The organism is Myroides sp. C15-4, assembly GCF_050522745.1.
GTDB lineage: Bacteria > Bacteroidota > Bacteroidia > Flavobacteriales > Flavobacteriaceae > Flavobacterium.
Map to the genome: position 1 here is coordinate 96,016 of NZ_JBMVQX010000003.1, position 26,294 is coordinate 122,309.

Here is a 26,294-nt window from a genome sequence, read left to right on the forward strand (position 1 = left end):
TTGCGCATTTAAAAATTAAATCCAACGGATAGTTGAATGTAATTTGCTCGTTCAAAATAATGCTTATACGCTTTAGCGGTTTGAACCTTGTATTTATTCCAATGGTAGTGCAATCCTACTACAGCACGAAATCTTTTAGCTATATTGTATTGATAATCCGTTCCAAATAAAAGTCCTGTTCCTGACATGGATTCAATCTCGACATAATACCCATTAGAAGTAAAGGATATATCATAGATTCCTATCTCAGGTTTAAATGTACTTTTAGGAGTTAGATCCAACTGATAAAAAATAGTCCCCCCTACTTTGGTCTGTTGGGATTTTGTCACCAATCCAATCATCTGAACATCATTTACTTTTAACTTCGTAAATCCAGCGAATAGAGCTAAACCTATCTTGTTATAGCGTACAATACCCAGTTTCACATCTCCTCCCATATTGTGGGTCCGATGGGAGTCTGCCATCATATTATCGCCAAAATAAAAGGAATTCGTAAAGTAGAAACTCGTGTTGCGCAGCCAGATGACTTTGTCACTAGAATCTTTTTCTTGTGCTTGCATTTGCATTGAACTAAGTCCCATACACAAAACCAATCCAAAAAGCTGTATTGTTTTCTTTATTCTCATCTTACTCCTTTTTAGCGATATCTATGGTACCTAAATCAATCAAAAAAGTTGGATCTCCATATTTTCCATTCACGAGGAATTTACTGTAGTTTTCTAGCTTTAATACATAGGTGTAGTTTCCTCCAGGAAAACTAATTGTAAACGCTCCTTGCTTATCGGTATACGTTGCATTCACAACACTATGAGGAGGAGAAGGACTATTGATATCTATTGCGGATAAACGTTGATTTACGCTAGTATCCTCATTAATAGCATGGGTGTCAATTAGCACCAATTCATGCTGCAGAGGTTCTCCATTCTTGACAAAAACTCCCTGAACGACATAACGTTCAGATCCGTCATAGGAACGGTCTAAACAAGAAAAAAATCCCAATACACAAAAGAGAAGCAGTATTTTTCCTTTCATTGCTATTTAACTTAAAATTAAGCTAATATACCACTTGCAGAACATAAAAAAAAGCGAATTATTTTAATAATTCGCTTTTTTAATCCGTATGAATTTCAATTAAGACATGAACTTACTCACATCTACTTGCAATCCTTTTGCAATGCGCATACCTAAATCCGCATCGGCTCTAAACCAATGACACAATTGACGCATAATAATTTCCTCTCGTTTTGGTCCGTCGATTCCCGACATCGCTCCAACAATATTGTTTACCGTATTGGTTTTTGCTTCATCTGTCATGATACGGTACAGATTTCCTGGTTGTGTAAAGTGATCGTCCTCGCCTATTCCATTTCGATCATAGTGATCTGCTACGACGTGCTCACCCAAATCTAATGCAGGTTCTTTGTAACTTTCATCAATAACCATAGAATCAAAGCTATTTGGGTAATAGTTTGGTTCACTTCCTCCATTGCCATCGATACGCATAGCACCATCTCTGTGGTAGTTATTGGTAGCGAAAGGACAACGGTTCACCGGAATTTGTTCGTGATTGGCTCCTAAACGGTAGCGTTGTGCATCTGGATAAGACAAAATACGACCTTGCAACATACGGTCTGGAGAGAATCCTATTCCATCAACAATATGTGTTGGCGCAAAAGCTGCTTGTTCAACATCTTGAAAATAGTTGCGTGGATTTTCATTTAATTCTAATACCCCCACATCAATCAACGGATAATCTTTATGTGGCCATACTTTGGTTACATCAAATGGATTTACTTTGGCCACGCGACTTTCTGCTTCTGTCATCACTTGAATCTTTAGGTTCCATTTTGGAAAGTCGCCTTTTTCAATGTGGGTAAACAAATCGCGTTGTGCATAATCCATATCCGTTGTACGCATAGCATCTGCCTCAGGACCTGTTAAGTTTTTAATACCTTGAGCCGTTTTGAAGTGAAACTTCACATAAACGCGTTCATTTTCGGCATTAACCATAGAAAACGTATGACTTCCATAGCCATTCATATGACGGTATCCAAACGGTGTACCTCGATCTGACATTAGAATCAACACTTGGTGTAAACTCTCTGGATTCAATGACCAGAAGTCCCACATCATAGTTGCTGATTTTAGATTCGTTTGCGGATGACGTTTTTGAGTATGGATAAAGTCGCTGAACTTTTTCGCATCCTTAATAAAGAATACAGGGGTATTGTTTCCTACTAAATCCCAATTTCCGTCTTCCGTGTAGAATTTTACTGCAAACCCACGTGGATCACGTTCTGAATCTGCTGATCCTTTCTCCCCACCTACGGTTGAGAAACGCAAAAACACCTTGGTTTGTTTTCCTACTTCACTAAATAATTTTGCTTTGGTGTATTGGGTAATGTCATGGGTTACGGTAAATGTTCCAAATGCTCCAGAACCCTTCGCATGAACCACACGCTCTGGAATACGCTCTCTGTTGAAATGTGCCATTTTCTCATGCAAGATATAATCTTGCAATAATACTGGCCCACGCTCTCCGGCTGTCATTGAATTTTCATGCTCTACATAAGGTCTCCCTACTGCTGTTGTTAGTTTTTTGTTTTCCATAGTGCTATACTTTATTTCGTTATTTTCTAATTCAAATATACTAATTATCAATCCGTTGTCCGTAATTTTATTATACCAATAGGTTATAATAGAATAAATAAAATCTATTACATCGAAAATAACGATAAATAAAAGTGATGAGTGGTGAGTGGTGAGTGGTGAGTGGTGAGTGGTGAGTGGTGAGTAGTGACCCCCCATTTCCCTTCTCCCTTCTCCCTTCTCCCTTCTCCCTTCTCCCTTCTCCCTTCTCCCTTCTCCCATAACCAAAAAAAACACCTTTAACTAGTAAAGGTGCTTTCTATATCCATTGAAGTGATTTAGTTATTTGGGAAAATTTTCAACACTTTTGAGCAATTATCTCTTACTTCATCTACCAATTCTGGGTGTTCGTTTAATTTCAGTCCATAAGAAGGGATCATCTCTTTGAACTTCGCTTGCCATGCGGCTGACTTAAATTCTGTAGGGAAACAGTTTGCTAATAATTTCAACATAATAGCTGTTGCAGTTGACGCTCCGGGAGACGCTCCTAATAAAGCTGCAATTGATCCATCAGCTGAGTTGACAACTTCTGTTCCAAACTGTAAAATACCTTTCCCGTCTTTGTCTCTTTTAATTACTTGTACACGTTGTCCCGCATGTTCTACTTTCCAATCCTCATCTTTTGCATTAGGGAAATACTCTTTCAGTGATTCGTATCTCGATTTATCAGATTGTAAAACTTGTCCGATTAAGTACTTCGTAAGGTCTAAGTTACGCATTCCTGCACCCAACATCGGTCCGATATTATTTAATTCCAATGACTTAAACAAGTCCATATTTGATCCGCGTTTCAAGAATTTAGTAGAAAATCCTGCATAAGGTCCGAATAATAGGGAGTGTTTTCCATCAATAAAACGCGTATCCAAGTGTGGCACGGACATTGGAGGTGCACCTACTGATGCTTTTCCGTATACTTTGGCCATGTGTTTTTGAACGATTTCAGGGTTATTACACACCAACCATTCTCCTCCAACTGGGAATCCACCATATCCTTTACTCTCAGGAATATCCGCTTTTTGCAACAACAAGATTGCTCCACCACCTGCACCAACAAACACAAACTTCGCTTTCACTTTTTTGTGTTCTCCAGTTACTTCATCTTTTGCAGAAACGCTCCACTTATCGCCTTTGCGTTTAATATCCGTTACTTGGTTATTAAAGTGTACATTTACGCCATCTTCTTGGGTTAAATGAGCAAAGATTTCTCTCGTTAATTCTCCGAAGTTCACGTCTGTACCAATTGGCATATAGGTAGCGGCATATACGTCGTCTAGCTTTCTTTCTTCCATTAAAAGCGGTGCCCAAGCTTTAATTTGGTCTACCTCTTTCGAGAACTTCATTCCGTGGAATAACGGATATTTTTGAAGTTCATTGTATCGTTTTTCCAAGAAATTCACATTGTCTTTTCCCCATACAAAACTCATATGTGGTACAGAATTAATAAATTTTCTAGGGTCTTTTAAAACATTTTTATTTACCAAGTATGACCAGAACTGCCTTGAAAGTTCGAATTGCTCCACAATACTAATCGCTTTTGTTGCGTCAATACTGCCATCGGCTTTTTCTGGTGTATAGTTTAATTCACAAAATGCAGAGTGTCCTGTACCCGCATTATTCATTGCGTCTGAACTCTCAGCTGCAGCGCGATCTAAACGCTCTAAGATTTCTATTTTTAGGTTCGGATTCAATTCTTTTAGTAAGATTCCAAGAGTAGCACTCATGATTCCAGCTCCTACCAAAACAACATCAACCTCAGATTTTTGTATACTTGACATTATATCGAATATTTATTTATGTGCAAAATTAATTTTTATCTACAGGAAAAACAGTTTTTTAATGCTAAAATTTTAAAAAAGAACTAATTAAATCGCATTGCGCCCCATATAATCTTGTAAGATTATTGTGGCAGCGATTTCGTCTATTAATGCTTTATTCTGTCTTTGTTTTTTCTTTAAACCACTATCTATCATGGTTTGAAAAGCCATTTTAGAGGTAAAACGCTCATCTATCCGCTCTACAGGCATCGTAGGAAACGCTTTTTCAAATGCAGCAATAAACTCATTTAAAATAGGCGTTATCTCCGAAGGTTCATTATTTAAACGCTTGGGTTCTCCGATGATTACTCTTTCTACTTTTTCTTGCTGAAAATACTCTTTTAAAAAAGACATCAGTTCGCTTGTATTGACCGTAGTTAATCCCGATGCGATAATTTGAAACTCATCGGTTACTGCAATACCCGTTCTTTTTTGACCAAAATCAATAGCTAATAAACGTCCCATTCTAGTATGTAAATGTCCCGTATGTTGATTGAATCGTTAATTTTTTATCTGCCGCATCTTCTACACGTCCTACGATTTGCGCTCTTACGTTGAAGCTTTTAGCGATAGCAATAATATCTTCCGCAATAGCAGGATTTACGTATAATTCCATGCGGTGTCCACAGTTGAATACCTGATACATTTCTCTCCAATCGGTTTTCGATTGTTCTTGTATCAACTGAAACAAAGGAGGAACCTCAAATAAATTGTCTTTGATAATATGAAGATTATCTACGAAATGTAAGATTTTTGTTTGTGCCCCACCACTACAGTGAATCATTCCATGTACGTCATCTGATTTGTATTGATCTAAAATCGCTTTGATGATTGGTGCATAGGTTCTCGTTGGTGAAAGCACTAATTTTCCAGCATCGATTGGCGCATTGGCCACAGCATCTGTTAAGTGTACCTTTCCAGAATACACTAATTCTTCTGGAACTGATGCATCATAACTCTCTGGATATTTTGCAGCTAACGAATGATCAAATACATCATGACGAGCTGAAGTAAGTCCGTTACTTCCCATTCCGCCATTGTATTCTTTTTCGTACGTTGCTTGTCCGAAAGACTCCAATCCTACAATTACATCTCCTGCTTTAATATTGGCATTGTCAATTACATCACTGCGTTTCATGCGTGCTGTAACTGTTGAATCTACGATAATTGTGCGAACTAAATCGCCCACATCTGCTGTTTCTCCACCTGTTGAGTGAATGGTTACGCCAAATGTTTTTAATTCTTGAATTAACTCTTCAGTTCCATTGATAATCGCAGAGATTACCTCACCTGGAACTAAGTTTTTATTTCGTCCAATTGTGCTTGACAACAAAATATTATCTGTTGCACCGACACATAATAAATCGTCAATATTCATGATTAAGGCATCTTGAGCAATACCTTTCCAAACAGAACTATCGCCTGTTTCTTTCCAATACATATAAGCTAATGACGATTTTGTTCCTGCTCCATCTGCATGCATAATCAAACAATATTCTTCATCTCCTGTTAGGTGATCGGGAATAATTTTACAGAATGCTTTAGGAAACAATCCTTTATCTATGTTCTTTATTGCATTGTGAACATCTTCTTTCTCAGCAGAAACTCCGCGAAGCGCGTATCTATTACTTGAACTCATAAATAGTGTGTTGTTTGTGCAAATTTAATGCGAATGTTATTGTAAAACAAAGCTTTTTACATTAACATTTTTTTACCTCTTTTTTGTTTATTTTTTGACTAATTGAAAAACAAAAAAATCTACTAATTCAAATTAGTAGATTTTTTTTCTTAAATTTCTTGAAGAAGTTCAATCAAACGATCGATATCTTCTTTTGTATTTTCATGACTAAAAGACAATCTTAAGCTCGGCTTCTTCAAATCTTCTTCATCTAGGAACTGTGCTAAAACATGCGAGGGCTTTTGGCTTCCTGATTGGCAAGCACTTCCTCTTGACACAGCGATTCCCTTCATATCTAATTGAAATAACATCATAGCTGCCTTTTCTTGCGTTAAGGGCAATAAAATGTTTAAAATATTATAAAATCCAGTTTGATTTCCGTTGAATTTCACCTCTGGGTATACTTCTAGTAAACGCTGTTGACAGTACGATTTGATATCGCCTATATACGCACTTTCTTCTTCTAGTAAGTCATACGCCATTTCCAAGGCCTTCGCCATTCCTACTACTTGGTGTACTCCTTCTGTTCCTGCGCGTAATCCCTTTTCTTGTTCTCCTCCGTAAATAACGGGTTTCAACACATTTTTCTTGCGGATAAAAGCAAATCCAATTCCTTTTGGTCCGTGGAATTTATGGGCGCTTGCCACAATAAAATCAATCGGCAAGGCACTCAAATCAATTCTTTTCTTTCCTACGGACTGTACGGTATCACAATGAAATAAAGCGTCGTGTTCTACACATACATGCGCTACTTTTTCTAAATCTAATTCCGTTCCCACCTCGTTGTTCACGTGCATTAAACTCACTAAAGTCTTTTTGTCTTCCTGTAGCAAACGCTCTAGTTGCGCATAGTCGATTTCACTAGTGGGTTTAATATCCAAGAATACAACTTCAATACCATAGGTATGTTCTAAATGCTTTACGGTATTTAAAACCGCATGGTGTTCTAATTTGGTTGTAATAATTCTTTTCACCCCTAGATCGCGTACGGCAGAAAGCAAAATCCAGTTGTTTCCTTCTGTACCACATGAAGTAAAAATAATCTCTGAAGAATTGACATTAAATTGCTTGGCAATTGTTTTTCTTGCCCCTTCAATTAACGCCTTCGCATGCCGTCCGATTGAATAGGTTGATGAGGGGTTACCAAAATCATTTCGCAATACTTTCACCATCTCTTCAATTACTTCTGGGCGAACAGAAGTAGTAGCAGCATTATCCAGATATATTTGTTTCATTACTTAATTAGTTATAGTAAAACAAGTTCCCTCATTTTCACAAGGCAACTCCTTTCATTGGTCATTTTTTTATTCGAATACAAATGTAATAAAAACAAAAAAGATATTGCTGAAATCAAATCTATATTATCACCTACTGCACAACAACTTTTCATTTTTTCTTAAATTAAACAGTCATTCATCGACGTTGCATAAAGGATATACGCTCTTATTGACCATCTAGTACACTTCTCATAAATAAAAGAAATCGTTGATGTTCTTCCAACAATAACGCCCTCCTAAATATTGACTTGCATCAATTTTTACGTTGAATATTAGGATGAATTTTGTCAAAAATAAAAACATGGATGCAAACACACTGCTTTCAAACTTATTAGTACTCACACACCAAATCAAAAAAGAGGCAGAAGAACTTCAAGTACTTACTGATTTTGTTCTACAGCTAAGACCTCGTTCAGCAAGTTGGAGTATTCTAGAATGTATTGAGCATCTCAACCGCTATGGGCATTTCTATCTTCCAGAGCTTGCTATTAAAATGAGTATAACAAAACACCACCTCCCCTCTTCCACATTCAAAAGCGGCTATTTAGGCAACTACTTAGCCAAAAGAATGTTACCCAAATCCAAGCTCAATAAGAGGAAAGCAATCAAAGCAATGAATCCCAGCGATAGCAAGTTAGATCGCGAGGTTTTGACCGTTTTCATTCAGCAACAAAACAGCCTTATTACGCTTTTAGAACAGGCTAAAACTGTCAATTTAAATCGAATTAAAACAGCTACAACTATACATAAATGGATTAGTCTACGCTTGGGAGACACCTTAAAACTTGTTGTTTTTCACAATTTAAGGCATATGGTTCAAGTACAAAACATTTTGATGCATCAAAAACTTGAACGACAAAACTATTTATCGTAAACGAGTCTCAGAAATAAGCGGTCAATCGAATTCCTAGAGTCATATAGTTAAACGGACTTCGATCTGTAAATACTTCGGGATCTTCTGGATCTAAGAAATTGGGATTGACGATGTAGTTGTATTTCATTTGACTGTGATTGAAGTCAGCATAGAACGCAGCGCCTAAATTAGATGCAAAGTTATAGGTTAAAGCGGTTCCTACGGTAAATTGAAAGGCATTCTTTGGTTTATAGGAAGCCAGTATAATTTCCTCTTTTTCTTTTGGATTAACGTGATCCACAGGGCCTTCAACATTTAATTTTATATGCCCATGCGCTGCTACACTATACCCTAACAATCCTTTGAACATTAGGTTCCATCGATCCGAAAAATGAATTGCATAGTAGGGTCCTACACCTACATTCAAATAGCCTAAAGATTCCGTTACAATAGCCGCATTGCTACTATATTCCGGTGTATCGGGATTCGTAGGAATAGAAACGTTGCTCTTATTAAAAGGAAAACCTGCAACGGTAAATTGCCCTCCTACTCCCCAATTTCTAGTAAAAAAATAGGCCCCTTCTAATCCAGCTTCCCAACCCAATCGCGCTAAGGTTTCCTCATCTTCATCCTCAATAATACTTTCAAAAGCAGCGGCAGATCCCAATTTCATGGCTAAAAACGAAGGATTTTCATTGCCTTCAAACTGCGATAACAAGCTTACATTATCGCCTTTATTTCCATAGATTTTATCCACAAAAAAATAGGCCAATTGAGAGGACAAGATTCCAATTCCTGCACCTGCGAATACATCAGAAACCCAATGCCTATTATTCAACCCACGCCCAACAGCTGTCATGGTAGCCATACTATATCCTCCAATAGAATAAGCAGGATTCACCAATCCGTATTCTTTATCCAAAAAAGATGCATTGGTAAAAGCCATAGCACTGTGTCCAGAAGGAAAAGAGTTTTTAGATGAACCATCAGGTCGTTCTACTTTGGCGGTATATTTAATTCCATTGACTAGAATCGCCATAATAGCAATACTCGTTGCATAGGTCAAGGTCGAACGCTTAAACTCATTGCGCCCTTTTACTCCTGCTGCTTTTAACCCAAAAGTTACTGCTGCGGGAGCATATTGTACATAGTCATCAAAATGATACTTGAAAGTTGGAATGTATCGATTTCGCGTCTCTCTTATATCTTGCCTACTGTTCCATGTTGCCGCAGATGCTCCAAATAACAAGGTGGGTACAAAACCTATTTTTACTGCTTCTTTATCCCAAAAGCTTTTTTGGGACTTAACAACCTGTTTTGAAAGTAAGGAATCACTGGATATAGACGGAATGAAATAGGGTTGTGCTTGTTGACTGTATCCCCATACGGAACTCCAAATCAACAGTCCTCCTATAAGCTGTTTTATTTTCATCTTTCTTATATGCTTGAATGAAAGTATATTTTTTCAAGCGTCGAAAATACTAGTTCTATTTCAACCTATATCAATATTTTATACAAAATCCTTTTCCATTATATCAATATCATTTTTACATTTTTAAATGAATTAGGCGTGTTGTGCGTTGTTCGTTGCTCGTTGTGCGTTGCTCGTTGCTCGTTGTGCGTCGTGCGTCGTGCGTCGTGCGTCGTGCGTCGTGCGTCGTGCGTCGTGCGTTGTTCGTTGTGCGTCGTGCGTCGTGCGTCGTGCGTAGTACCGATTTATATGATTTCCCCTTGAAAAAAACTTCTTTTTTTTACTCAATCTCATCAATAGCTATCCCTTGTTTTTGCAATACTCTTTTAGCTAGTATTCCAAATAGCAACAAGTAGCCAAAACACACTGCATTAACGATGTATGACTCATGGATTCCGATCATATCGGCTATTTTTCCCTTGAAAAAAAATTCTTTTTTTTTTGCGCGGTTTGCGCGGTTTGTTTTTTGCACGGTTTGTAATTTGTGAGGATTTACCTTTGAAAAAACTTCTTTTTTTTCTTTTTTGCACGGTTTGCGCGGTTTGTTTTTTGCGCGGTTTGTAATTTGTTAGGATTTACCTTTGAAAAAAACTTCTTTTTTTTACTCAATCTCATCAATAGCTATCCCTTGTTTTTGCAATACTCTTTTAGCTAGTATTCCAAATAGCAACAAGTAGCCAAAACACACCGCATTAACGATGTATGACTCATGGATTCCGATCATATCGGCTATTTTACCTTGAATGGGAGGCAGAATTCCTCCACCGAGGATCATCATAATTAAGAAGGACGACCCTTGAGCGGTATATTTTCCCAAGCCCATAATGGCTATATTAAAAATGGCAGGCCACAATACGCTACACGCTAATCCACCTGCTAAAAAGGCGTAGATCGCTAGCATTCCCGTAGAAAACAGACCAACGATCATGGCCATTAAGCCAAATAAGCTAAACAACACCATGGTACGGGCAGACTTATTTTTACTCCAAAAAGAAAAAGCGATCTGAATCAACACACACAAGCTATAGTAGTATAGATGTTCAATTTCATTACCGGCAAAGTAGTTGGCGAATAAAATCACCAAGTAAGCGGCGAATGGCACTAAAATCAAGGCTAGTAATTCTTTAGTTCTACTCAATTGAAATACACTAACGGCTCCTGCCCATCTTCCAATCATCAAACTTCCCCAATACATGGAAACATAGGGGGCGATTTCTGCAGATTGTAAAGCTCCGAACTCTTCTAATTTCAATAGCTCACCCAAATTACTTCCAATCCCTACTTCTACTCCTACATAGGCAAAGATGGCTAACATGCCCAGTAAAAGTTGAGGATACTGCATAGCGCCCCAACCTGCCTTGTTTTTCTTGCTGTTGAAATAGGCAAAGCAAATACTTCCTACAATAACAACTAAAGCCCCACCTAGCAAGTAAATACGCTTATTTTCTAAAGGAGTAAGTGTTTCTTTTATTTCAGTCTGTACCTTTTGGAGTTCAATTTCAGTACTTGCTTTATCTTGTTGTGTGATTTCATTGTTCAGCGTAAGGGTCAACGCTTCTTGTTGTTTTTGAAGCGTTGTAACACGTAAGTATGCATCACTTTTATAGGTTCCAAATACAGGTACAAAAACGGCAACTAATAGTATTGTCATACCAACTAATAATCCAATGGCTTTTTTTGCAGGCTTTATTTCAGCTTGACTCCTACCTTCCGGTATTTTTTTAGAAAAGAAAAAAAGCAAGGCAGCAAGTAAGAATAATCCACCAACTGCCCCGTATAAAACTGTCATTTTATCCAAACTCAAATGCTGAATTTGATCATCAGTTAATGTTTTAGCACTTCCATAAAGCGCATACGCCATCAATAAAGGACCTATGGTTGTTCCCAATGAGTTAATTCCCCCACCCAAGCTCACACGACTCGTTCCCGTTTTGGGATCGCCCAAGGAAATAGCAAAGGGATTAGCGGCAATCTGTTGAAGTGAAAATCCAAGCGCTACAATAAACAAACCTACCAATAAAGCTGCATACACACTGATTTGTACGGCCCAGATCATCGCAACTGCTCCACCTGTTGAAAACAATAACCCATAGACAATGGAACGTTTATACCCCCAATTACTTACGATATCGCGCTTTTTCCAAGCACTAAGTATAAAAAGCAACAAAGCTCCAAAGTAATACGCTGTATAAAAAGAAAAATCAATCAACTGGGATTGAAACTGATCCAAATCAAAAAACGCTTTACAAAAAGGAATAAAAATACTATTCCCTGCAGCAAAGAATCCCCAAAAAAAGAAAACAGTTACTAAGGTATATAAAGCAGGATAATTTGTTTTGGTAGGCATTGCATTCATAGCGAGTAGCTTGTATTTTAAGTTATCTTTAACGTAACCAAAGATAATTAAATAACCTATATCTGCCCTTAAATGTCCCTACTTAAGATAAAAAAAGTATTTTTGTACTCTCGATAATGATATATTTACTTTATGAAAAAGGTTTATACGCTAGCTGCTGCTATTTGCTTATTCGGATTAAGTTCTTGCGACGATGGCAAGCTTACCTACAACGATATTGATTTTTCTTCTGTAACAACGGTAAACCGCTGTTCAGACCAAGGTGATGGAGCTAAAGTTTTTTACAAATTAAAAGAAACTGATGCTTTTATTCTAATTGCCGATATGGACAATATCATGCGAGATGAAAGTATTCAGGCTATTGATGTTGAGATTGATGGTACCAATACCAGCTTGGCTTATAGAAAATACAATGGCAGAGTAGAAAACGCTTCTATCTGTACGTTTCCGTCGCCAAGTTCTCCTGCTGTAGTGGAAGAAATTCTAGCTTCTCCAGGTGCTATCTTGCGTACACAACGCATGGTTTCTATTCGAAACAATGACCTTCCTGAGTTGACAGGTGATCATTCAGTAGGGCTTACCTACCAATACAATTTCACCATTTTGAATGTAAACTTCCAAGATGGAGAAACAAGTATCAAATACGATCGCATGCCTTTTGGAACCAACAACTACCGTTCTAACAGCCTTGGTTTTAAATTCTTAAATAGCGACAATACACCTAAAACAATCAATCCATGTCAAACACAATGGATTTCCCTATCGGATAAAGAAGCAATGCTGCTTGATTTAACCCAAGAAGATTTCCCTACAGAAGAAGGGGAAAAAGTAATTCCATTATCTGATTTACGTGCGTTGGTTTACAAACAATATGCCCGTGCGGGGATTAACTTAACTGAGGTTTGTGAGAATGATGGAGATATCCCTGGAAATACTCCAGCTAATATCAACCGCTTAGTTGAAAATTGGAGAGCTACTACAGGAGAGATTGTCATCAATACGAGATGGACACAACCTGCAGGAGATGAAGAACCTAAGTTAAAACACGACATTACGTTGAGAAAAGTGGTTTTCATGAAACCTTTATACAACAACCTAACGTTCCACAAGACCATCTTGCCGTTTGGAACATTCACACAAGAATAATGTACTAGTACCTCATATAAAAGTCCCCAATACTGGGGATTTTTTTTTGCATTCTCACGAAGCATTTTCATTTTAGCTATCTTTAGGTTTTAAAACAATCCCCATGTCCATCTTAGTCCAACAAGATCTAGTTGTTCCCTATCTAAAAAAGACACCCCTTACTATCGTGTTTCCTTATGATATTGTAGACATTCACAATAGTTTTGATTATCTAGAAGAGCTATGGGAATCCATCGTTTACACCCTATCTTCTGCCCTTACCGAGCAAGGCCTTTCGATTGTTGAAGGCAAAACTGATATCAATGAAAATTACACTACGATTGCGTATGTGTTAGTGCTCTTAGTTCCGCCACCAAGCGTAAACTTTTCCTTTCTCTATGAAAAACTAGTGCAAAAGGAACTACCGCATCAACTGACAATTACAACACCAAATCCTTACAACAAACAGGAGTTGGACATTTTATTACAGACCCAATAAACTTTTATTTATGCTATACAATACAGTGAATCACGCTCATCTACCCAAACCAAAAGAAATGCAAAAATGCTGCAAGTCTCTGGCAGTATTGGACGCTATTTTAAGCCCAGAATGGGAATATCGCTATTATTCCTATAATGCTCATTGGAATACAGCGGAAGCGGTTTTTCAAATGCAGGATGGTTCAGGGGATGCCTTTTTTATTCTTTTTCAACCAGATGGGGCTGTTATCAATGGTTTTGCCCATGAATTATATGATTTTGAAGAAAATCTCCCCAATAAAAACAAGCTAACCCAAGGTCTACCTGAGCGTTACTCCGCGTTTATTTTTGGCGAACCCGTTTCGTCTACTGGAACAACCTATTGCCTATGGACCAATAAACAACAAGCCTGGACCCTAGGTGAAGTAGAATATGATACGGATGGTTCAGCAGATCAATTGTTTATTTTAGACGGCAATCCACAAACGTATCTGGAATGGGCTCTTGATTACCATTGGGACGGAGAAGAGGAAGAAATCACACCCGCCAAAATACACGCCATTCAGGCTATTTATAAGGGGGAGACTTTAACTAAAGACTTGGTTCTTGCTTTAAACAGTGAATTTGAGGATTGGCAACAGCTACAACTAGATCTACAGCAGATCCAGTACCCCAATGCGCTCAGTTAAAATAAATAAACCCAAAAACGCCCAGCTAGCTGGGCGTTTTTGGGTTTATTTATTTTACATTTTGCTTGATATAAATCTGCATAGCGCCAACGCCGTATTTTTGATAATTGGCATCTTCTGCTACAACCTCAGGGTATCGACTAAACAGAAACTCCAGTTCTGCTTTTAAAACCCCTTCTCCAACTCCATGAATAAATACGATACGCGGAATGCGATTGCGTATAGCAAACTCGAGTTGCCCTCTTGCCGCATCCAATTGAAGCGTCAACATATCGTGTTTTTCCATGCGTTTATAGTCTTTCGTTAACTTTTCAATATGCAAGTCAACTTCCAAGATGAACTCTTCTTTGCGCGATTTCTTCTCTTTGACGAAAGAGCGCTTTTTGGGTTCTACTTTGCTTGCTAACGCTTCTTGAATTGAACCTTTTGAACTAGCAGATTTAAAATCTACCTCATCATCTTTAGCTATTTTCAATAGTTCTGAAGGTTTATAATTCAATACAAAACCATCTTTTGTTTCGATGGTTACTTGATCTCCGATTAGGTTAATGACAATTCCCTCCTCGTCTTCATCCAATACTTGTACGTAATCTCCTTTACTTAACATTTTACTTGGGGTTCTTTTTATTAACTTCCGTTATGGAATACGTTTGTTCCACTTCTTCAACATCCTCTTCTTGCTTTGGTTGACGATCTGTTCGAACAACTAAAGGCTGTTTCGGTGCATTGCTCGGTGTTTTTTGCATCAGACGTGCCATAGCTAAAAAGAATAAGGCCACGCCGATTACTTGCACCCACAATTTAGGTTGTTCTGATGCTTGTTCCATCAAGGCCCAGATCATAAAGGCAACGACTAGAAGTGGGAGTACTATTTTTTGTAATTTCATGTGTTTTCTATCTAAGGGGCTAGGCGTTCAATCTTCCAATCCAACTGATCTTCGGTAAGAGTATAGCGAATGCGATCGTGTAAGCGATTTGGTCTTCCCTGCCAAAATTCAATACTCACGGGTTCAACACAAAATCCACCCCAGTGTTTTGGGCGTTTTACTTCTCCTTCAACAGCGGTATCTTCCAGTGTTTTTAATGCTTGTACGAGTTCTTCATACGAAGAAATCACTTGGCTTTGATTGGATACCATAGCACCTAAACGGCTACCCAACGGACGACTATCAAAATAATTATCAGATTGTTGATCTGATACTTTTTTAGCAATTCCTTTGATGATTACTTGACGCTCCATTGAAGGCCAAAAAAAAGACAAACACAGCTGTGGATTTGCTAAGATCGCTTTTCCTTTTTCCGAATTGTAATTGGTAAAGAAGACGAATCCATTCTCATCATAGGATTTCAATAAAACGACTCTTGCTTTTGGAAAACCATCCAATCCAATAGATGAAACGGTCATGGCATTAACTTCCTCAATGCCACCGAAGTCTTCCACTTCACAAAACCAATGACGAAATTGCATCATGGGATTTTGGTCCACTTCAGTCTCAATCAATACTTGTTTTTCGTATGATTTTCTATAGTTACTTAAATCACTCATGGTCTAGAATTATGAATTAAAGGTCAAAGATAACACCATCATCGGCATTTAGTATCGTTCCATCAAAAACTTCTTCTGCTTCTGTTTTAAAAGCAGTAATATCCGTATAACGCGTGGAATAATGCCCTAAAATAAGCACCTCAGCCTCAGCAAGTTTAGCAATAGCAGCAGCTTGTTTAGCTGTACAGTGTTTGGTGCGCTCCGTATAATGGGCTTCTGACTCTAAGAATGTACTTTCGTGATATAAGGCGTGAACTCCTTTAATAATGGGTACTATCGCTTCTGAATAGTAAGTATCCGAACAAAAAGCATAGCTTTCTGTTGGCGCAGGATCATAGGTAATATCTTTATTTTGCACCACGGTACCATCATCTAAGGTAATATTACCTCCTTGTTTAATTTTTTGATAATAGCAGCGATCAATACCCAAATCTTCAATGGCTCCTATTCTCAACTTTCGATCACCTGGTTTCGATTCAAACAAATACCCATTGGTATACACGCGATGGTCTAAGGGAATCGTGCGTACAATGACGCGTTCATCTTCAAACACAACCTCACTTTCTTTGCTTTCTAACTCGTGAAAATACAGCCCATACCCTGTATACGAATTGCTCAATCGCAATTGTAACAGTATAATTTCTTTAATCCCTTTAGGACCATATACATGTAAATCACTTTGTCTGTTTAATAGGGAAAAGGTTGAAATCAATCCGATTAACCCAAAGAAATGGTCTCCGTGTAAATGAGAGATAAAGACGTGGTTAATTCGCTGAAACTTAATCTTATTCTTTCGCAATTGAATTTGAGTTCCCTCACCTGCATCAATCAAAAACATATGGCCATTTAATTCTAAAACCTGAGCGGTTGGATTGGTCATCGATCTTGGTGTTGCGGCATAACAACCTAATATAGTAAGTTTCAATGGATCAAAATTTTATAATTTGTGCTTGTAAGTTACAAAAAAGCCCCTAGCATACAAAAGAAAAAGGCTTAATTACGTAAGCCTTTTCTATTTTCTTATACTTCTAAATCGCGTTGTATTTCGTCCATTTCGATCAAATCGAAAGCTTCTTGTTTTGTTGGAACCACAATGAGATCGCCATCAAAATCATTAAAGTTCACAGCCTCCGTTACAATGACAAATGATTTATTTGCCTCTTCCATATGCTCAACAGCCAAGGCTTCCATTTCTGTTAATTTGTCCTCGGTCACCTCTTCTTGTGAGTCAGCTAGGTCAATTACGAGGTTAAAAGCCATAAACTGCGCTTGATACTGCTCTGTTATTTTTTGCAATACTGCTGTAACAGTATCCGTTCCGATTTGGATTACTTTGGTATGTCCTTTTTCTGTAACTTTCATTATATACTAATTTGATCGCACTAAAATAGTTATTTAATCTTTGATGCCAAAAGATAAATCACCGCCATGCGGATGGCTACTCCATTTTCTACCTGATCCAAAATCACAGATTGTTGTGAGTCAGCTACATCTGAAGTAATCTCTACCCCTCTATTGATTGGCCCTGGGTGCATTACCACAATTTCTTTATCCAAGGAATCCAAAATCTCTTTTGTCAATCCGAATTGTTGTGCATATTCTCGCGTATTGGGAAAGTAACTAAAATCCAAGCGTTCATTTTGCACGCGTAACATATTGGCTACGTCACACCACGCTAGTGCTTTTCTCAAGTTGGATTCCACCTTTACCCCTAGGCTTTCAATGTGTTTTGGAATCAATGTTTTGGGGCCACAAACACGCACTTCTGCTCCTTGCATTTGCAAGGCAAAGATATTTGATAGCGCCACGCGTGAGTGTAAGATATCCCCGACAATCACTACTTTTTTACCCGCTACATCCCCTAATCGCTCGCGAATAGAATAGCTATCAAGTAGCGCTTGTGTAGGATGTTCGTGTGCACCATCTCCTGCATTAACAATACTTGCTTTTACGTTTTTAGACAAAAAATAAGCGGCTCCTGGATTGCTATGACGCATAACTACCATGTCCACTTTCATTGCTAAAATATTATTAACTGTATCGATTAACGTTTCTCCCTTTTTAACGGAAGACTGTGCAGAAGAAAAACTAATCACATCTGCTGAGAGGCGTTTCTGTGCTAATTCAAAAGACAATTTCGTTCGTGTACTGTTTTCAAAAAAGATATTCGCTATCGTGATATCTCTTAATGAAGGTACTTTTTTGATGGGTCTATTGATTACTTCTTTAAAGTGATCGGCCGTTTCAAAAATTAAATCAATATCGTCTTTGTTTATATATTTTATTCCTAATAGGTGATTTACACTTAATTCTTTCATTACTTCAAGTCCGTTTTCCGATTAATTATGATCAAATTCTTCCAGATAAATACAGTCGCTTGTCCCGTCTTCCGACCAATGTACGCGTACTGACTCACGATCAAAAGCATCTACTTGCCTTCCTCTATAATCGGGTTGAATAGGCAAATGACGGCTAAATCTTCGATCGATCAACACCAATAATTCTATTTCTGCTGGTCGTCCAAATGACTGAATAGCCGTTAAGGCAGCACGGATGCTACGACCTGTATACAAAACATCATCAATAAAAACGACTTTCTTATCTTCAACAAGAAAATCAATTTCAGTTCGATTAGCTTCAAGTGGCTTTTGATTTCTCCTAAAATCATCGCGGAAAAAGGTGATATCTAAATATCCCAGGGGAACATCTACAATACCGTACTCTTTCTCTAAAATGGCTTGAATTCGCTTGGCAAGGTATTTACCACGGGGTTGAATACCAATAAGTAAGGTGTCAGAAAAATCAAGGTGATTTTCTACCAACTGACAGGCCAAACGATGAAGAATAATATCAATCTCTTTTGAAGTAAGTAATACTTTTGGATTCATATAAAAAAGAGTTGTGTTTGGGAGGTAAAATTACAATTAATTATGCTACCCTCACAATATATCCTCAATAATTTAAAAAGATAAAATCACGCTCCTTTTGGTTTGTCTTGTGACCTTTGATTTTCGTTTTTAAATGTTAGGATGCTGTTAACTATTCGAAAAAACGCAATTTCAAAAGTTAATTTACTATCTTTAAGAGCCTAAAAAAACTGCTCAAACCATGAATAAATACTACTTTTTTCTGTTCTTTTTGTCCATTTTTAGCAGTGTGAGCCTAGCTCAAATACCGCAAGATTCGATTTTAAACACGACCTGGATCTTAACGAAAACTAGCCATACATTGCCCATTCAAAGGCAAACCACCCTGCAAATTAACACCCTGAAGTATGAAATTAAAGGTTTTGGAGGGTGTAATACCTATATTTTACCGATCAGACAAATAAAAGAACGCAAACACTATACGCAACTACGCACGGATAAAATCATCGTCAATGACAACCTGTGTACCCAAAATGTAACAGTCTTTGAAAAGGCGTTCTTAGCTGCCTTGAGCGATCAAAAACTGCGCATTACTACTGATCAAGGGGTACTGTCATTGGTCAATGAACAGAAGCAAACCTTTGTCTTTTCGATGCAACCACAGAATCCGCTGCTCAACTACATCGAGCGTTTTGCGTGGAAATTGATTCAGTTTAAGGGAAATAGCGATCGCGTATACCATCCATACCTTACCTTTAATTTTAAAGACAATACGGTTTCTGGTTATACTGGATGTAGCTATTTTACAGGAAAAATAGCCATCAATAAGTCTTTTAACAAGATACAGTTTATCGATTTGGAACTCCAGAAAAAAGATTGCGCATCTGCGAGTCGAAAACAAGTAGAAAAAGATTTTATCAACCTCATAGACGGGGAGACTTTTTCCTTTGATGTAGCCGAACAAACCCTGAATTTATACCAAGACAACAACCTACTCTTGATGTTTGGTTTCATTCCCAAGCAATTCGTATCCGAATAACACAAGGTGATTTTAGTGCGGTAAAAGAGTCGCATCACAAATATTTATCGTAAATTTAGGCCGTAAAAAAACAAGAAATAGTTTTATGAAAGCTTTAATTTTTAATGGTTCTTTGGACGAAGAATCTTTTAGAACGTCACGACGTATTGCACAATTCTATGCGGACGAATTCATAAAGGCTAATCTAGAGGTAGAACAAGTACACTTATCTGACTATCAGATCCCTATATTCCAAGCAAAACACATGGAAACCCCTCCTCAAGATGTTACTCGCTTTATCGAGGCTTTCCGCGCTGCGGATGTCATGATTTGGTTAACACCTTTATATCACGGAGGAATGACTGGTGTAATGAAAAATGCCTTGGATTGGCTAGAATTAACCGCACGTGATACACCAGCGTATTTAACCAATAAAATTGTTGGTTTTACCTGTTGGTCTGCAGGCAATCAAGCCATGCAAGGGATCCAAGCCTTAGACAATGTTGCTAAAGCATTAAGAGCCTGGTCTTTACCTTATAGCATCCCTATTAGTAATATGGATTTGTATATAAATAATGAATTATCTGACGTATATCGAAAAAAAATGAGTATGTTAGCGCAACTTTTGATCGAAAGCAATAATCGATAAAAAAGAACAAGGTCGGGGATGTAGCTCAGTTGGCTAGAGTGCTTGACTGGCAGTCAAGAGGTCGTGGGTTCGAGCCCCATCTTCTCCACTTTTATACAAAAAGCTACCTGTATGGTGGCTTTTTTTGTTTTTATCCCTCAGTTATTCAGCAGATTACCTCAACATCTAATTTTGTATACTACATACTATACTGATTTAAAGGTTGCATGTTTTGAGTGGAGGTTGCAACTATTTATCTCCAAATAAGTTTTTCTTACATGCAAATAGCATTTTACCATCCAGTACACTACTAAAATCATTACCAAGCACCATTTTATAGGACATAAATGAACATTCCCTCTTTATCCATTAAGATAAAATAACACTAAAAACCCCTAATAACCTCTTATCAAAAATAATAATATACTAAAAAAAATACCATACTGTAACAAATACAAAAAACAAACTACCTATAGTATAACCATTAAATAATAAATTATGAAAAAAGCACTTTACTTCTTAGCAGGAATCATTTTTACTATAGCTGTAGCTGGGGGAATCATATACTATTGGTTTTCTACTAATGTAACAGTAGCAGGTGGGACTGCTGAATCTTCGCTTATTTCTGAAGAAACAGTTGAAGAGGCACTTGCAACGAAAACAATAGACCGTATTTCTATTGCTCAATATGATGCTATAACACAAGCTACCACTACCAAAACAATGGTGAACTTTTGGGCAAGCTGGTGTGAGTCTTGTTTAAAAGAGATACCAACATTAAAAAAATATGCAGCTAGCCGAAACATTAATCTCATTTTTGTAAACTTTGACAAAGTAACAATAGCTCAAAACAAAATAGTCTTAGACAAAATGAAAAAACTAAATATAGATAAAACCTATCAACTTATGGGGGATGATAAATTAATAGATCCTTTCAATCATAGAATGCTTGGCAGCTTTCTTAAAGATCGAAATATTAAAGCAGATACACTTGGTTTACCTATCAATTTAATCTACGAAAATGGAGTAAACACGCATTTTTTTGGTCCAACACAAATGGAAAACCTTCTATTTCAAGGGCTAGATAGCTATGTAAAAGAACATTAATACCTAAAAACTACCTCATCAGGTAGTTTTTTTATACCCTAAATCCAACAAACGATGGAACTACATAAATTAAACCTACTGTTTATTATTTCTAGGAGTAGAACCAATAAGCAAGGCTTAGCCCCCTATTACTTGTAGGTTAACCTATAAAGAACAAAGAAAACAATTTGCCACAGGTTTATTCCTTAAACCAGAACATTGGCAAAATACCAAACAAAGAGCCCATCCTCCCAATGAGGAAAACAATTTTATAAAAACTAACCCTAATAAAAATGGTAATGCCAATATTGTTGAATATAGGATATTCAATATGTTTATCGTTCAACAAGAATAAAAAATACATCAACTGTCCACACCCGATCGCGCGGACTTGCCTCTTAAATCCGCGCCATCGGAGTTTTGTTTTTACATGAAGTTAGAAGAAAAAGAAGTGGTTAATTTCTTGCAGTAAAACGGAAATGGATTGGGTTTTGTTCGGGTTTTCTTTGGGTTTTGTTCGGTAAATGAAGGGTAATCCCCCGTAAATACGCATGTTTACCGAAGAAACCCCAAACAAAACTAAAATAAAACAAAACAAACAACTGAATAACAATTGTTTACGCTTTTCATATAGAGCCAAATAAAGCCATTTGAGCTTTCTTTTTCCATATAAGGAAAGGGGGTATTGCAGGTTAATTTCGACTGATGTAGGTTTGTAGTTTATTCATGTAGCTTGTGATTAGCAAAGAACGATGGTAAAACATAGTAAACAGTAAACAAAGTAAAGTATGGCAGAAATTAAAAGAGGAATTTTAGATGATCCCGATCGCACGGCAATCCGCACGTTAGATTTGCAATCCGCGCCATCGGAGTTAAATGGAAACCAGTAAATATAAACCGATTACTTTATGCAATCCACATAAAAAAACGCAAGCGCTACTTCGTAGTCTTGCGTTTTTTCTTTTGTATGTGGTGGTAAAATCCAAAAGACTTTACCACGCCGTGCTAATTTTCTCCTCGGCTCGTTGATTTACCCTACTTAAAGGTAACAAGATAAAATTGGTGCTATTTACAGTAAAACTACACTTCTTGTTAAAATCATTGCTAGCAAAAAACACCTCACTTTAAAACTGAAACAAAAAACACCTAAGACATACGAATAAAAGCAGTAAAACGGAAATAAAACAAATAAAAAGCAACAAGAACTAACAAATAATCAGAAATAAACAAAACAGATTGTATTTACTAAAAAATAGTACGGAATAATTTGTATTAATTAACAAAAAAACTATGTTTACTGTATTATTCATTCCCTTGTTACGTATAAAAAATAAAAAACGTTATTCATTCTATTCTAGCTATTTACAACAACAACTTCATCTCATTTATACAACAGCAAAAAATAAATTGTCCAACAAGCAAGAGGAAATACAATCCTTTTTCTCCTTACTACAAATGAAACTTTTTTAACCAACCACTTATTACCTATGAAATTAAAATTACACCTTACCTTACTTTTCTTTTTTGCTATTATTTCAACTGCTCAGGCTCAATATGGATTTGGTAGTCACTATGGCACTGGCTTTTTATGCTTTGACTGTGATTACAGTATTGAAGGGGGACCCTTAGTTTCCAACATCAATGGAGTCAAAGCGAACGAACGCGTGGGATTCTATTTAGCTCTTTATCAATACAAAGAAATCAATGATCAATGGGCTCTTCGATTTGGACTAGGCTATGCCAATATGGGGGCTAATCTAAAAGAAAACAGCGAAAATTTTGTTCTTCACTCGATGTTAATTGAACCGATCAGTGTACATTATACTTTTAAGAAAAAGTTTAAAACCTTTCTTGGCGGAACCTTAGGTGCTATAATGTATGGAAACAATCCCTTTAACGAAAAAGAGACAGGAACTACTTTCTTTCCAGAGGGAATTAAATACCTCGACTTCAGTCTTTTTGCTGGCGTTGGTTATCGATTTACAGATAACATCGACCTCAACCTCAAGTATAGCCTTGGTCTTAGCAACCTCAATGACATGGAAGATTCCGATATAAAGTGGAAAATGAATTCCCTTAGTTTAGGTGTAGCTTATACCTTCAGATAAATCACAGCAAAAGCAGGTAGATTTAGCCCCACTGCTGGTCGTAAGATTAATCTTCCTACCAGGAGTGGGGCTAAACCCTCTTTTCCTTTTACTCTAAATGGAAAAAATCAATTAATTTGATATATTTGAAAAACACCATCAATACCTCATCATGAAATCTAACTTGTTGCTCCTTTTTGTTTGTTCGCTGTTTACTACGGTTTCCGTAGCCCAAAAATTCAATACGCAAAAAGCAGACGAATACATTCAGCGCATCAATTCTTTTCAAAGGGGGATTGGTTCTGTTGCGATTTACAAAAACAACAAAGTCTTATATCGCAATGATTTTGGACATCAATTGGTGGGGGAAGATCAACAAGATCCGCATTTGTATCACATTGGTTCAATTACCAAGATGTTTACTGCGGTTTTGGTCTACCAATTGATTGATGAAGGAAAACTCAAGCTAGACGATCGCGTAGCTTCTTATTTTCCGTCGATCAATATTCCCAATCTCTTTATGGTAAAAATCAGCGATTTACTCAGTCACACCAGTGGCTTAGACGATTATACCTGCTATGAGGACGACTTTTACTGGCTCAAAGAAGCCCAAACAGAACAGGCGATTCACGACAATATCACCCAACAGGGAACACCGCATTTTGGTCTAAAAAAGAAAAACTTTTTCTTTTCTAATACGGGGTATTACCTCTTAGCGCGAATAGTCGAACAACAACGCCAGATGAGCTATGACGAAGCTGTAAAAAAATACATCATCAAAAAGATCAAGTTACAAAACACCTATACGGCTAGTGATGTGTTGCCTTATCCCGTACAGTCCTATCAATTATTTGATCAATGGGAAGTGATGGATGAGATTAGCTTTGAAAACACCAATGGAGTCAATGATCTTATTTCATCTGTCGATGATTTGGCTCAATTCAATCAAGCGTTATTTTCAAACAAACTGATTTCTAAGCGTAGTTTAGCAAGTATGAAACCTGTTCCATTCAAAGAGAAATACGGTCGTGGTATGATGTATTACCTATACAAAAAGAAAAATTTTGTTGGACATACGGGGGGGACCTTCGGCTCTTTTTCTTTGCTTTACTATAATGAAGCGGAAAAACTAACCGTTGTTTACGCAATTAATGGCGCTGCTTTTTCTCATTACCAGCTCTTTGATGCCTTGCTTGCGATTCTCTACGCCAAAAAATATACGTTGCCTCAATTTGAAACTATTCCTGTAACCCCTGAGCAATTACAACAGTATGTAGGATCCTATCACAATGCTCAATTGGATCTTACGATCGAATTTGTCATTGAAAAGAACAAGCTCTTTTTAAAACCTTCAGGTTGTAATCGCTATGCTTTATTGGATGCTGTAGGCGAAAACACGTTCCGCTCGCCGGAGGGAACGGTTACTTATAGCTTCCTCCCCCAAAGCAACCAAGTGTCAGTGCAACAGCTAAAAGCCAACTTTACCTTGAATAAAATAGAAACGAAAAAATAGAATTTCCTTTCTTTAGGGTTGGAGAATGATAAATTCAGAACGTCTATTTTGTTGGTCTTCGAACTCTGTACAGGTACTACAATCTACTTTAGGTTCGCTACTCCCTACGCCTTTCGCTTCTACGCGATCCTGAGCAATTCCATGATCAAACAAGTACTGGGCTGTGGCCTTTGCTCTAGCTTGAGCTAGTTTTTTATTGTATTTTTCTTTTCCCACTCGATCAGTATGGGCCACAATTAAAATGCGCATGGTTTTATTTTCTACCATCAGCGCAACAAGTCGATCCAATTCTCGCGCTCCTTCAGTGGTGATAGTCGCTTGATCAAAGGCAAAGGGGATATCGTTGACAAGGATCTTATTGTCTTGGATATGGAGTTTTTCCTGTTTTTTCAAGGAAATATTTAGGACAGCTTCAGCCTCTTTAGGTGTTCTATGTTCTTCTTCTTTATCGTAATAGCCTTCTTTTACTACTTGGATCTGATAGGTTTTGTCACAAGGCAAAACAGCTGTAAATTGCCCTTCCCGATCGGTTTGAAGACGGGTTAACACTTGGCGAGAGGCATCAATGAGTACTACTGTTACCTCCGTTAACTTCGCTTGTGTCTCTGCATCCCTAACTACTCCTTTAACTTCTGCATCACATTTGGGTTTTACGCGGTAAATATCTTGTCTTCCAATGCGATTGGTCGACAAAAAACCATAATCAAGCGTGCTGTTATACACAAAATTAAAATCGTCTTTGGGTGTATTAATCCCTTCACCAAGGTTCTTGGGTTGTGCGGTATCATCTTTCAAATCTAAGGCATAAATATCCAGACCACCATAGCCTCCCCAGCGATCAGAGGTAAAATACAAGATGCGATCCGCACTGATAAAAGGGTAACGTTCATTAAATCCTGTATTGATGTGTGCACCTAAATTTTCAGGTGTTCCAAAAGTCTTTCCGTCTTCTAGAATAGCCACGCGCCACAGGTCTAATTCGCCTACAGTTCCCGCTTGATCAGACGCAAAATACAGGTAATCTCCTTGAGGAGTTACAAAAGGATCCACATAGGTATATTCCGCTTGTACAAAAGGCAATACCTTTATTTTTTTCCACTTTTTCCCCTTGCGTTCTGCCCAAAATAACCCCATCCGTCCTTGGCGTTTTTTCACCG

The 26,294-nt window shown here is 37.5% G+C and carries 28 protein-coding genes and 1 tRNA gene; 11 read left to right on the plus strand and 18 right to left on the minus strand.

The window, feature by feature from the left end; genetic code table 11:
* Positions 1-8: 8 nt before the first annotated feature.
* The 7 genes from ACPDHL_RS02325 to ACPDHL_RS02355 all read right to left on the minus strand — a co-directional run bounded on the left by ACPDHL_RS02325 (position 9) and on the right by ACPDHL_RS02355 (position 7,376).
* Positions 9-626, minus strand: a complete 618-nt coding sequence (locus ACPDHL_RS02325; RefSeq protein WP_430531190.1) for a hypothetical protein — start codon at positions 624-626, stop codon at positions 9-11.
* Between the two features lies 1 nt (position 627).
* Entirely contained in the window at positions 628-1,032 is a 405-nt protein-coding gene (locus tag ACPDHL_RS02330; RefSeq protein WP_430531191.1) for a hypothetical protein, read from the minus strand.
* Positions 1,033-1,131: 99 nt separating this feature from the next.
* Positions 1,132-2,610, minus strand: a complete 1,479-nt coding sequence (locus tag ACPDHL_RS02335) for a catalase (protein ID WP_430531192.1) — start codon at positions 2,608-2,610, stop codon at positions 1,132-1,134.
* Between the two features lie 317 nt (positions 2,611-2,927).
* Complete coding sequence (locus ACPDHL_RS02340) at positions 2,928-4,424, minus strand: malate:quinone oxidoreductase (RefSeq protein ID WP_430531193.1); 1,497 nt, start codon at positions 4,422-4,424, stop codon at positions 2,928-2,930.
* An 87-nt stretch (positions 4,425-4,511) separates the two neighbouring features.
* Positions 4,512-4,928 (minus strand): Holliday junction resolvase RuvX, encoded by a 417-nt coding sequence (gene ruvX / locus ACPDHL_RS02345; RefSeq protein WP_430531194.1) that lies wholly within the window; start codon positions 4,926-4,928, stop codon positions 4,512-4,514.
* 1 nt (position 4,929) lies between these two features.
* Positions 4,930-6,102 carry an AIR synthase related protein gene (locus ACPDHL_RS02350; RefSeq protein WP_430531195.1) on the minus strand — a complete coding sequence of 391 codons (1,173 nt, stop codon included), beginning with the start codon at positions 6,100-6,102 and terminating at the stop codon, positions 4,930-4,932.
* Between the two features lie 149 nt (positions 6,103-6,251).
* Complete coding sequence (locus ACPDHL_RS02355) at positions 6,252-7,376, minus strand: cysteine desulfurase family protein (RefSeq protein ID WP_430531196.1); 1,125 nt, start codon at positions 7,374-7,376, stop codon at positions 6,252-6,254.
* Positions 7,377-7,719: 343 nt separating this feature from the next.
* Between ACPDHL_RS02355 and ACPDHL_RS02360 the strand changes: the two genes are divergently transcribed.
* Positions 7,720-8,292, plus strand: a complete 573-nt coding sequence (locus tag ACPDHL_RS02360) for a DinB family protein (RefSeq protein WP_430531197.1) — start codon at positions 7,720-7,722, stop codon at positions 8,290-8,292.
* A 7-nt stretch (positions 8,293-8,299) separates the two neighbouring features.
* On the opposite strand, the gene ACPDHL_RS02365 is transcribed toward ACPDHL_RS02360, so the two are convergent.
* The 3 genes from ACPDHL_RS02365 to ACPDHL_RS02375 form a co-directional block, all read right to left on the minus strand.
* Positions 8,300-9,703, minus strand: coding sequence for a phosphatase PAP2 family protein (locus ACPDHL_RS02365; protein WP_430531198.1), 1,404 nt, complete (start codon positions 9,701-9,703; stop codon positions 8,300-8,302).
* Between the two features lie 319 nt (positions 9,704-10,022).
* Positions 10,023-10,214: a hypothetical protein gene (locus ACPDHL_RS02370; RefSeq protein ID WP_430531199.1), complete on the minus strand. Its 192-nt coding sequence runs from the start codon at positions 10,212-10,214 to the stop codon at positions 10,023-10,025.
* A gap of 129 nt (positions 10,215-10,343) precedes the next feature.
* Complete coding sequence (locus ACPDHL_RS02375; protein ID WP_430531200.1) at positions 10,344-12,098, minus strand: MFS transporter; 1,755 nt, start codon at positions 12,096-12,098, stop codon at positions 10,344-10,346.
* Positions 12,099-12,230: 132 nt separating this feature from the next.
* Here ACPDHL_RS02375 and ACPDHL_RS02380 point away from each other — a divergent pair, with 132 nt between their 5' ends.
* The 3 genes from ACPDHL_RS02380 (at position 12,231) to ACPDHL_RS02390 (ending at position 14,392) form a co-directional block, all read left to right on the plus strand.
* Positions 12,231-13,244, plus strand: a complete 1,014-nt coding sequence (locus ACPDHL_RS02380; RefSeq protein ID WP_430531201.1) for a hypothetical protein — start codon at positions 12,231-12,233, stop codon at positions 13,242-13,244.
* Between the two features lie 103 nt (positions 13,245-13,347).
* Complete coding sequence (locus ACPDHL_RS02385) at positions 13,348-13,722, plus strand: hypothetical protein (protein WP_430531202.1); 375 nt, start codon at positions 13,348-13,350, stop codon at positions 13,720-13,722.
* Between the two features lie 10 nt (positions 13,723-13,732).
* Positions 13,733-14,392: a hypothetical protein gene (locus tag ACPDHL_RS02390; RefSeq protein WP_430531203.1), complete on the plus strand. Its 660-nt coding sequence runs from the start codon at positions 13,733-13,735 to the stop codon at positions 14,390-14,392.
* A 49-nt stretch (positions 14,393-14,441) separates the two neighbouring features.
* On the opposite strand, the gene ACPDHL_RS02395 is transcribed toward ACPDHL_RS02390, so the two are convergent.
* The 7 genes from ACPDHL_RS02395 to pyrR all read right to left on the minus strand — a co-directional run bounded on the left by ACPDHL_RS02395 (position 14,442) and on the right by pyrR (position 18,826).
* Positions 14,442-14,999 (minus strand): DNA mismatch repair protein MutS, encoded by a 558-nt coding sequence (locus ACPDHL_RS02395; RefSeq protein WP_430531204.1) that lies wholly within the window; start codon positions 14,997-14,999, stop codon positions 14,442-14,444.
* Between the two features lies 1 nt (position 15,000).
* Positions 15,001-15,279, minus strand: coding sequence for a hypothetical protein (locus tag ACPDHL_RS02400; protein WP_430531205.1), 279 nt, complete (start codon positions 15,277-15,279; stop codon positions 15,001-15,003).
* An 11-nt stretch (positions 15,280-15,290) separates the two neighbouring features.
* Positions 15,291-15,938 (minus strand): pyridoxamine 5'-phosphate oxidase, encoded by a 648-nt coding sequence (pdxH, locus tag ACPDHL_RS02405; RefSeq protein WP_430531206.1) that lies wholly within the window; start codon positions 15,936-15,938, stop codon positions 15,291-15,293.
* 16 nt (positions 15,939-15,954) lie between these two features.
* Positions 15,955-16,863, minus strand: a complete 909-nt coding sequence (locus ACPDHL_RS02410) for a ribonuclease Z (protein WP_430531207.1) — start codon at positions 16,861-16,863, stop codon at positions 15,955-15,957.
* A 95-nt stretch (positions 16,864-16,958) separates the two neighbouring features.
* The gene (locus tag ACPDHL_RS02415; protein WP_430531208.1) at positions 16,959-17,300 is read right to left on the minus strand and encodes a ribonuclease Z; all 342 of its coding nucleotides are present in this window, start codon (positions 17,298-17,300) and stop codon (positions 16,959-16,961) included.
* A 29-nt stretch (positions 17,301-17,329) separates the two neighbouring features.
* Positions 17,330-18,256, minus strand: a complete 927-nt coding sequence (locus ACPDHL_RS02420; protein ID WP_430531209.1) for an aspartate carbamoyltransferase catalytic subunit — start codon at positions 18,254-18,256, stop codon at positions 17,330-17,332.
* 21 nt (positions 18,257-18,277) lie between these two features.
* The gene (pyrR, locus tag ACPDHL_RS02425; protein WP_430531210.1) at positions 18,278-18,826 is read right to left on the minus strand and encodes a bifunctional pyr operon transcriptional regulator/uracil phosphoribosyltransferase PyrR; all 549 of its coding nucleotides are present in this window, start codon (positions 18,824-18,826) and stop codon (positions 18,278-18,280) included.
* 220 nt (positions 18,827-19,046) lie between these two features.
* On the opposite strand from pyrR, the gene ACPDHL_RS02430 reads away from it, so the two are divergent.
* From ACPDHL_RS02430 to ACPDHL_RS02460, 7 genes are all read left to right on the plus strand, one after another.
* The gene (locus tag ACPDHL_RS02430; RefSeq protein WP_430531211.1) at positions 19,047-19,844 is read left to right on the plus strand and encodes an META domain-containing protein; all 798 of its coding nucleotides are present in this window, start codon (positions 19,047-19,049) and stop codon (positions 19,842-19,844) included.
* A gap of 85 nt (positions 19,845-19,929) precedes the next feature.
* On the plus strand, positions 19,930-20,472 hold the full coding sequence (locus ACPDHL_RS02435) for an NADPH-dependent FMN reductase (RefSeq protein WP_430531212.1): 543 nt from the start codon (positions 19,930-19,932) through the stop codon (positions 20,470-20,472).
* A 14-nt stretch (positions 20,473-20,486) separates the two neighbouring features.
* A tRNA-Ala gene (locus tag ACPDHL_RS02440) sits at positions 20,487-20,560 on the plus strand.
* A gap of 389 nt (positions 20,561-20,949) precedes the next feature.
* A complete protein-coding gene (locus ACPDHL_RS02445) occupies positions 20,950-21,558 on the plus strand; it encodes a thioredoxin domain-containing protein (RefSeq protein ID WP_430531213.1) in 609 nt (202 codons plus the stop codon).
* A gap of 127 nt (positions 21,559-21,685) precedes the next feature.
* Positions 21,686-21,892 (plus strand): hypothetical protein, encoded by a 207-nt coding sequence (locus ACPDHL_RS02450; RefSeq protein ID WP_430531260.1) that lies wholly within the window; start codon positions 21,686-21,688, stop codon positions 21,890-21,892.
* 1,132 nt (positions 21,893-23,024) lie between these two features.
* Positions 23,025-23,645 carry an outer membrane protein gene (locus ACPDHL_RS02455; protein WP_430531214.1) on the plus strand — a complete coding sequence of 207 codons (621 nt, stop codon included), beginning with the start codon at positions 23,025-23,027 and terminating at the stop codon, positions 23,643-23,645.
* 151 nt (positions 23,646-23,796) lie between these two features.
* Complete coding sequence (locus ACPDHL_RS02460; protein ID WP_430531215.1) at positions 23,797-25,137, plus strand: serine hydrolase domain-containing protein; 1,341 nt, start codon at positions 23,797-23,799, stop codon at positions 25,135-25,137.
* A gap of 12 nt (positions 25,138-25,149) precedes the next feature.
* On the opposite strand, the gene ACPDHL_RS02465 is transcribed toward ACPDHL_RS02460, so the two are convergent.
* Positions 25,150-26,271 carry an OmpA family protein gene (locus ACPDHL_RS02465; protein WP_430531216.1) on the minus strand — a complete coding sequence of 374 codons (1,122 nt, stop codon included), beginning with the start codon at positions 26,269-26,271 and terminating at the stop codon, positions 25,150-25,152.
* Positions 26,272-26,294: the final 23 nt, after the last annotated feature.

Bases quoted from the DNA above. Each gene is read 5' to 3' on its own strand.
- ACPDHL_RS02325 (WP_430531190.1), bottom strand. From the start codon at position 626: ATGAGAATAAAGAAAACAATACAGCTTTTTGGATTGGTTTTGTGTATG.
- ACPDHL_RS02330 (WP_430531191.1), bottom strand. From the start codon at position 1,032: ATGAAAGGAAAAATACTGCTTCTCTTTTGTGTATTGGGATTTTTTTCT.
- ACPDHL_RS02335 (WP_430531192.1), bottom strand. From the start codon at position 2,610: ATGGAAAACAAAAAACTAACAACAGCAGTAGGGAGACCTTATGTAGAG.
- ACPDHL_RS02340 (WP_430531193.1), bottom strand. From the start codon at position 4,424: ATGTCAAGTATACAAAAATCTGAGGTTGATGTTGTTTTGGTAGGAGCT.
- ruvX (WP_430531194.1), bottom strand. From the start codon at position 4,928: ATGGGACGTTTATTAGCTATTGATTTTGGTCAAAAAAGAACGGGTATT.
- ACPDHL_RS02350 (WP_430531195.1), bottom strand. From the start codon at position 6,102: ATGAGTTCAAGTAATAGATACGCGCTTCGCGGAGTTTCTGCTGAGAAA.
- ACPDHL_RS02355 (WP_430531196.1), bottom strand. From the start codon at position 7,376: ATGAAACAAATATATCTGGATAATGCTGCTACTACTTCTGTTCGCCCA.
- ACPDHL_RS02360 (WP_430531197.1), top strand. From the start codon at position 7,720: ATGGATGCAAACACACTGCTTTCAAACTTATTAGTACTCACACACCAA.
- ACPDHL_RS02365 (WP_430531198.1), bottom strand. From the start codon at position 9,703: ATGAAAATAAAACAGCTTATAGGAGGACTGTTGATTTGGAGTTCCGTA.
- ACPDHL_RS02375 (WP_430531200.1), bottom strand. From the start codon at position 12,098: ATGAATGCAATGCCTACCAAAACAAATTATCCTGCTTTATATACCTTA.
- ACPDHL_RS02380 (WP_430531201.1), top strand. From the start codon at position 12,231: ATGAAAAAGGTTTATACGCTAGCTGCTGCTATTTGCTTATTCGGATTA.
- ACPDHL_RS02385 (WP_430531202.1), top strand. From the start codon at position 13,348: ATGTCCATCTTAGTCCAACAAGATCTAGTTGTTCCCTATCTAAAAAAG.
- ACPDHL_RS02390 (WP_430531203.1), top strand. From the start codon at position 13,733: ATGCTATACAATACAGTGAATCACGCTCATCTACCCAAACCAAAAGAA.
- ACPDHL_RS02395 (WP_430531204.1), bottom strand. From the start codon at position 14,999: ATGTTAAGTAAAGGAGATTACGTACAAGTATTGGATGAAGACGAGGAG.
- ACPDHL_RS02400 (WP_430531205.1), bottom strand. From the start codon at position 15,279: ATGAAATTACAAAAAATAGTACTCCCACTTCTAGTCGTTGCCTTTATG.
- pdxH (WP_430531206.1), bottom strand. From the start codon at position 15,938: ATGAGTGATTTAAGTAACTATAGAAAATCATACGAAAAACAAGTATTG.
- ACPDHL_RS02415 (WP_430531208.1), bottom strand. From the start codon at position 17,300: ATGAAAGTTACAGAAAAAGGACATACCAAAGTAATCCAAATCGGAACG.
- ACPDHL_RS02420 (WP_430531209.1), bottom strand. From the start codon at position 18,256: ATGAAAGAATTAAGTGTAAATCACCTATTAGGAATAAAATATATAAAC.
- pyrR (WP_430531210.1), bottom strand. From the start codon at position 18,826: ATGAATCCAAAAGTATTACTTACTTCAAAAGAGATTGATATTATTCTT.
- ACPDHL_RS02430 (WP_430531211.1), top strand. From the start codon at position 19,047: ATGAATAAATACTACTTTTTTCTGTTCTTTTTGTCCATTTTTAGCAGT.
- ACPDHL_RS02435 (WP_430531212.1), top strand. From the start codon at position 19,930: ATGAAAGCTTTAATTTTTAATGGTTCTTTGGACGAAGAATCTTTTAGA.
- ACPDHL_RS02445 (WP_430531213.1), top strand. From the start codon at position 20,950: ATGAAAAAAGCACTTTACTTCTTAGCAGGAATCATTTTTACTATAGCT.
- ACPDHL_RS02455 (WP_430531214.1), top strand. From the start codon at position 23,025: ATGAAATTAAAATTACACCTTACCTTACTTTTCTTTTTTGCTATTATT.
- ACPDHL_RS02460 (WP_430531215.1), top strand. From the start codon at position 23,797: ATGAAATCTAACTTGTTGCTCCTTTTTGTTTGTTCGCTGTTTACTACG.
- ACPDHL_RS02465 (WP_430531216.1), bottom strand. From the start codon at position 26,271: ATGGGGTTATTTTGGGCAGAACGCAAGGGGAAAAAGTGGAAAAAAATA.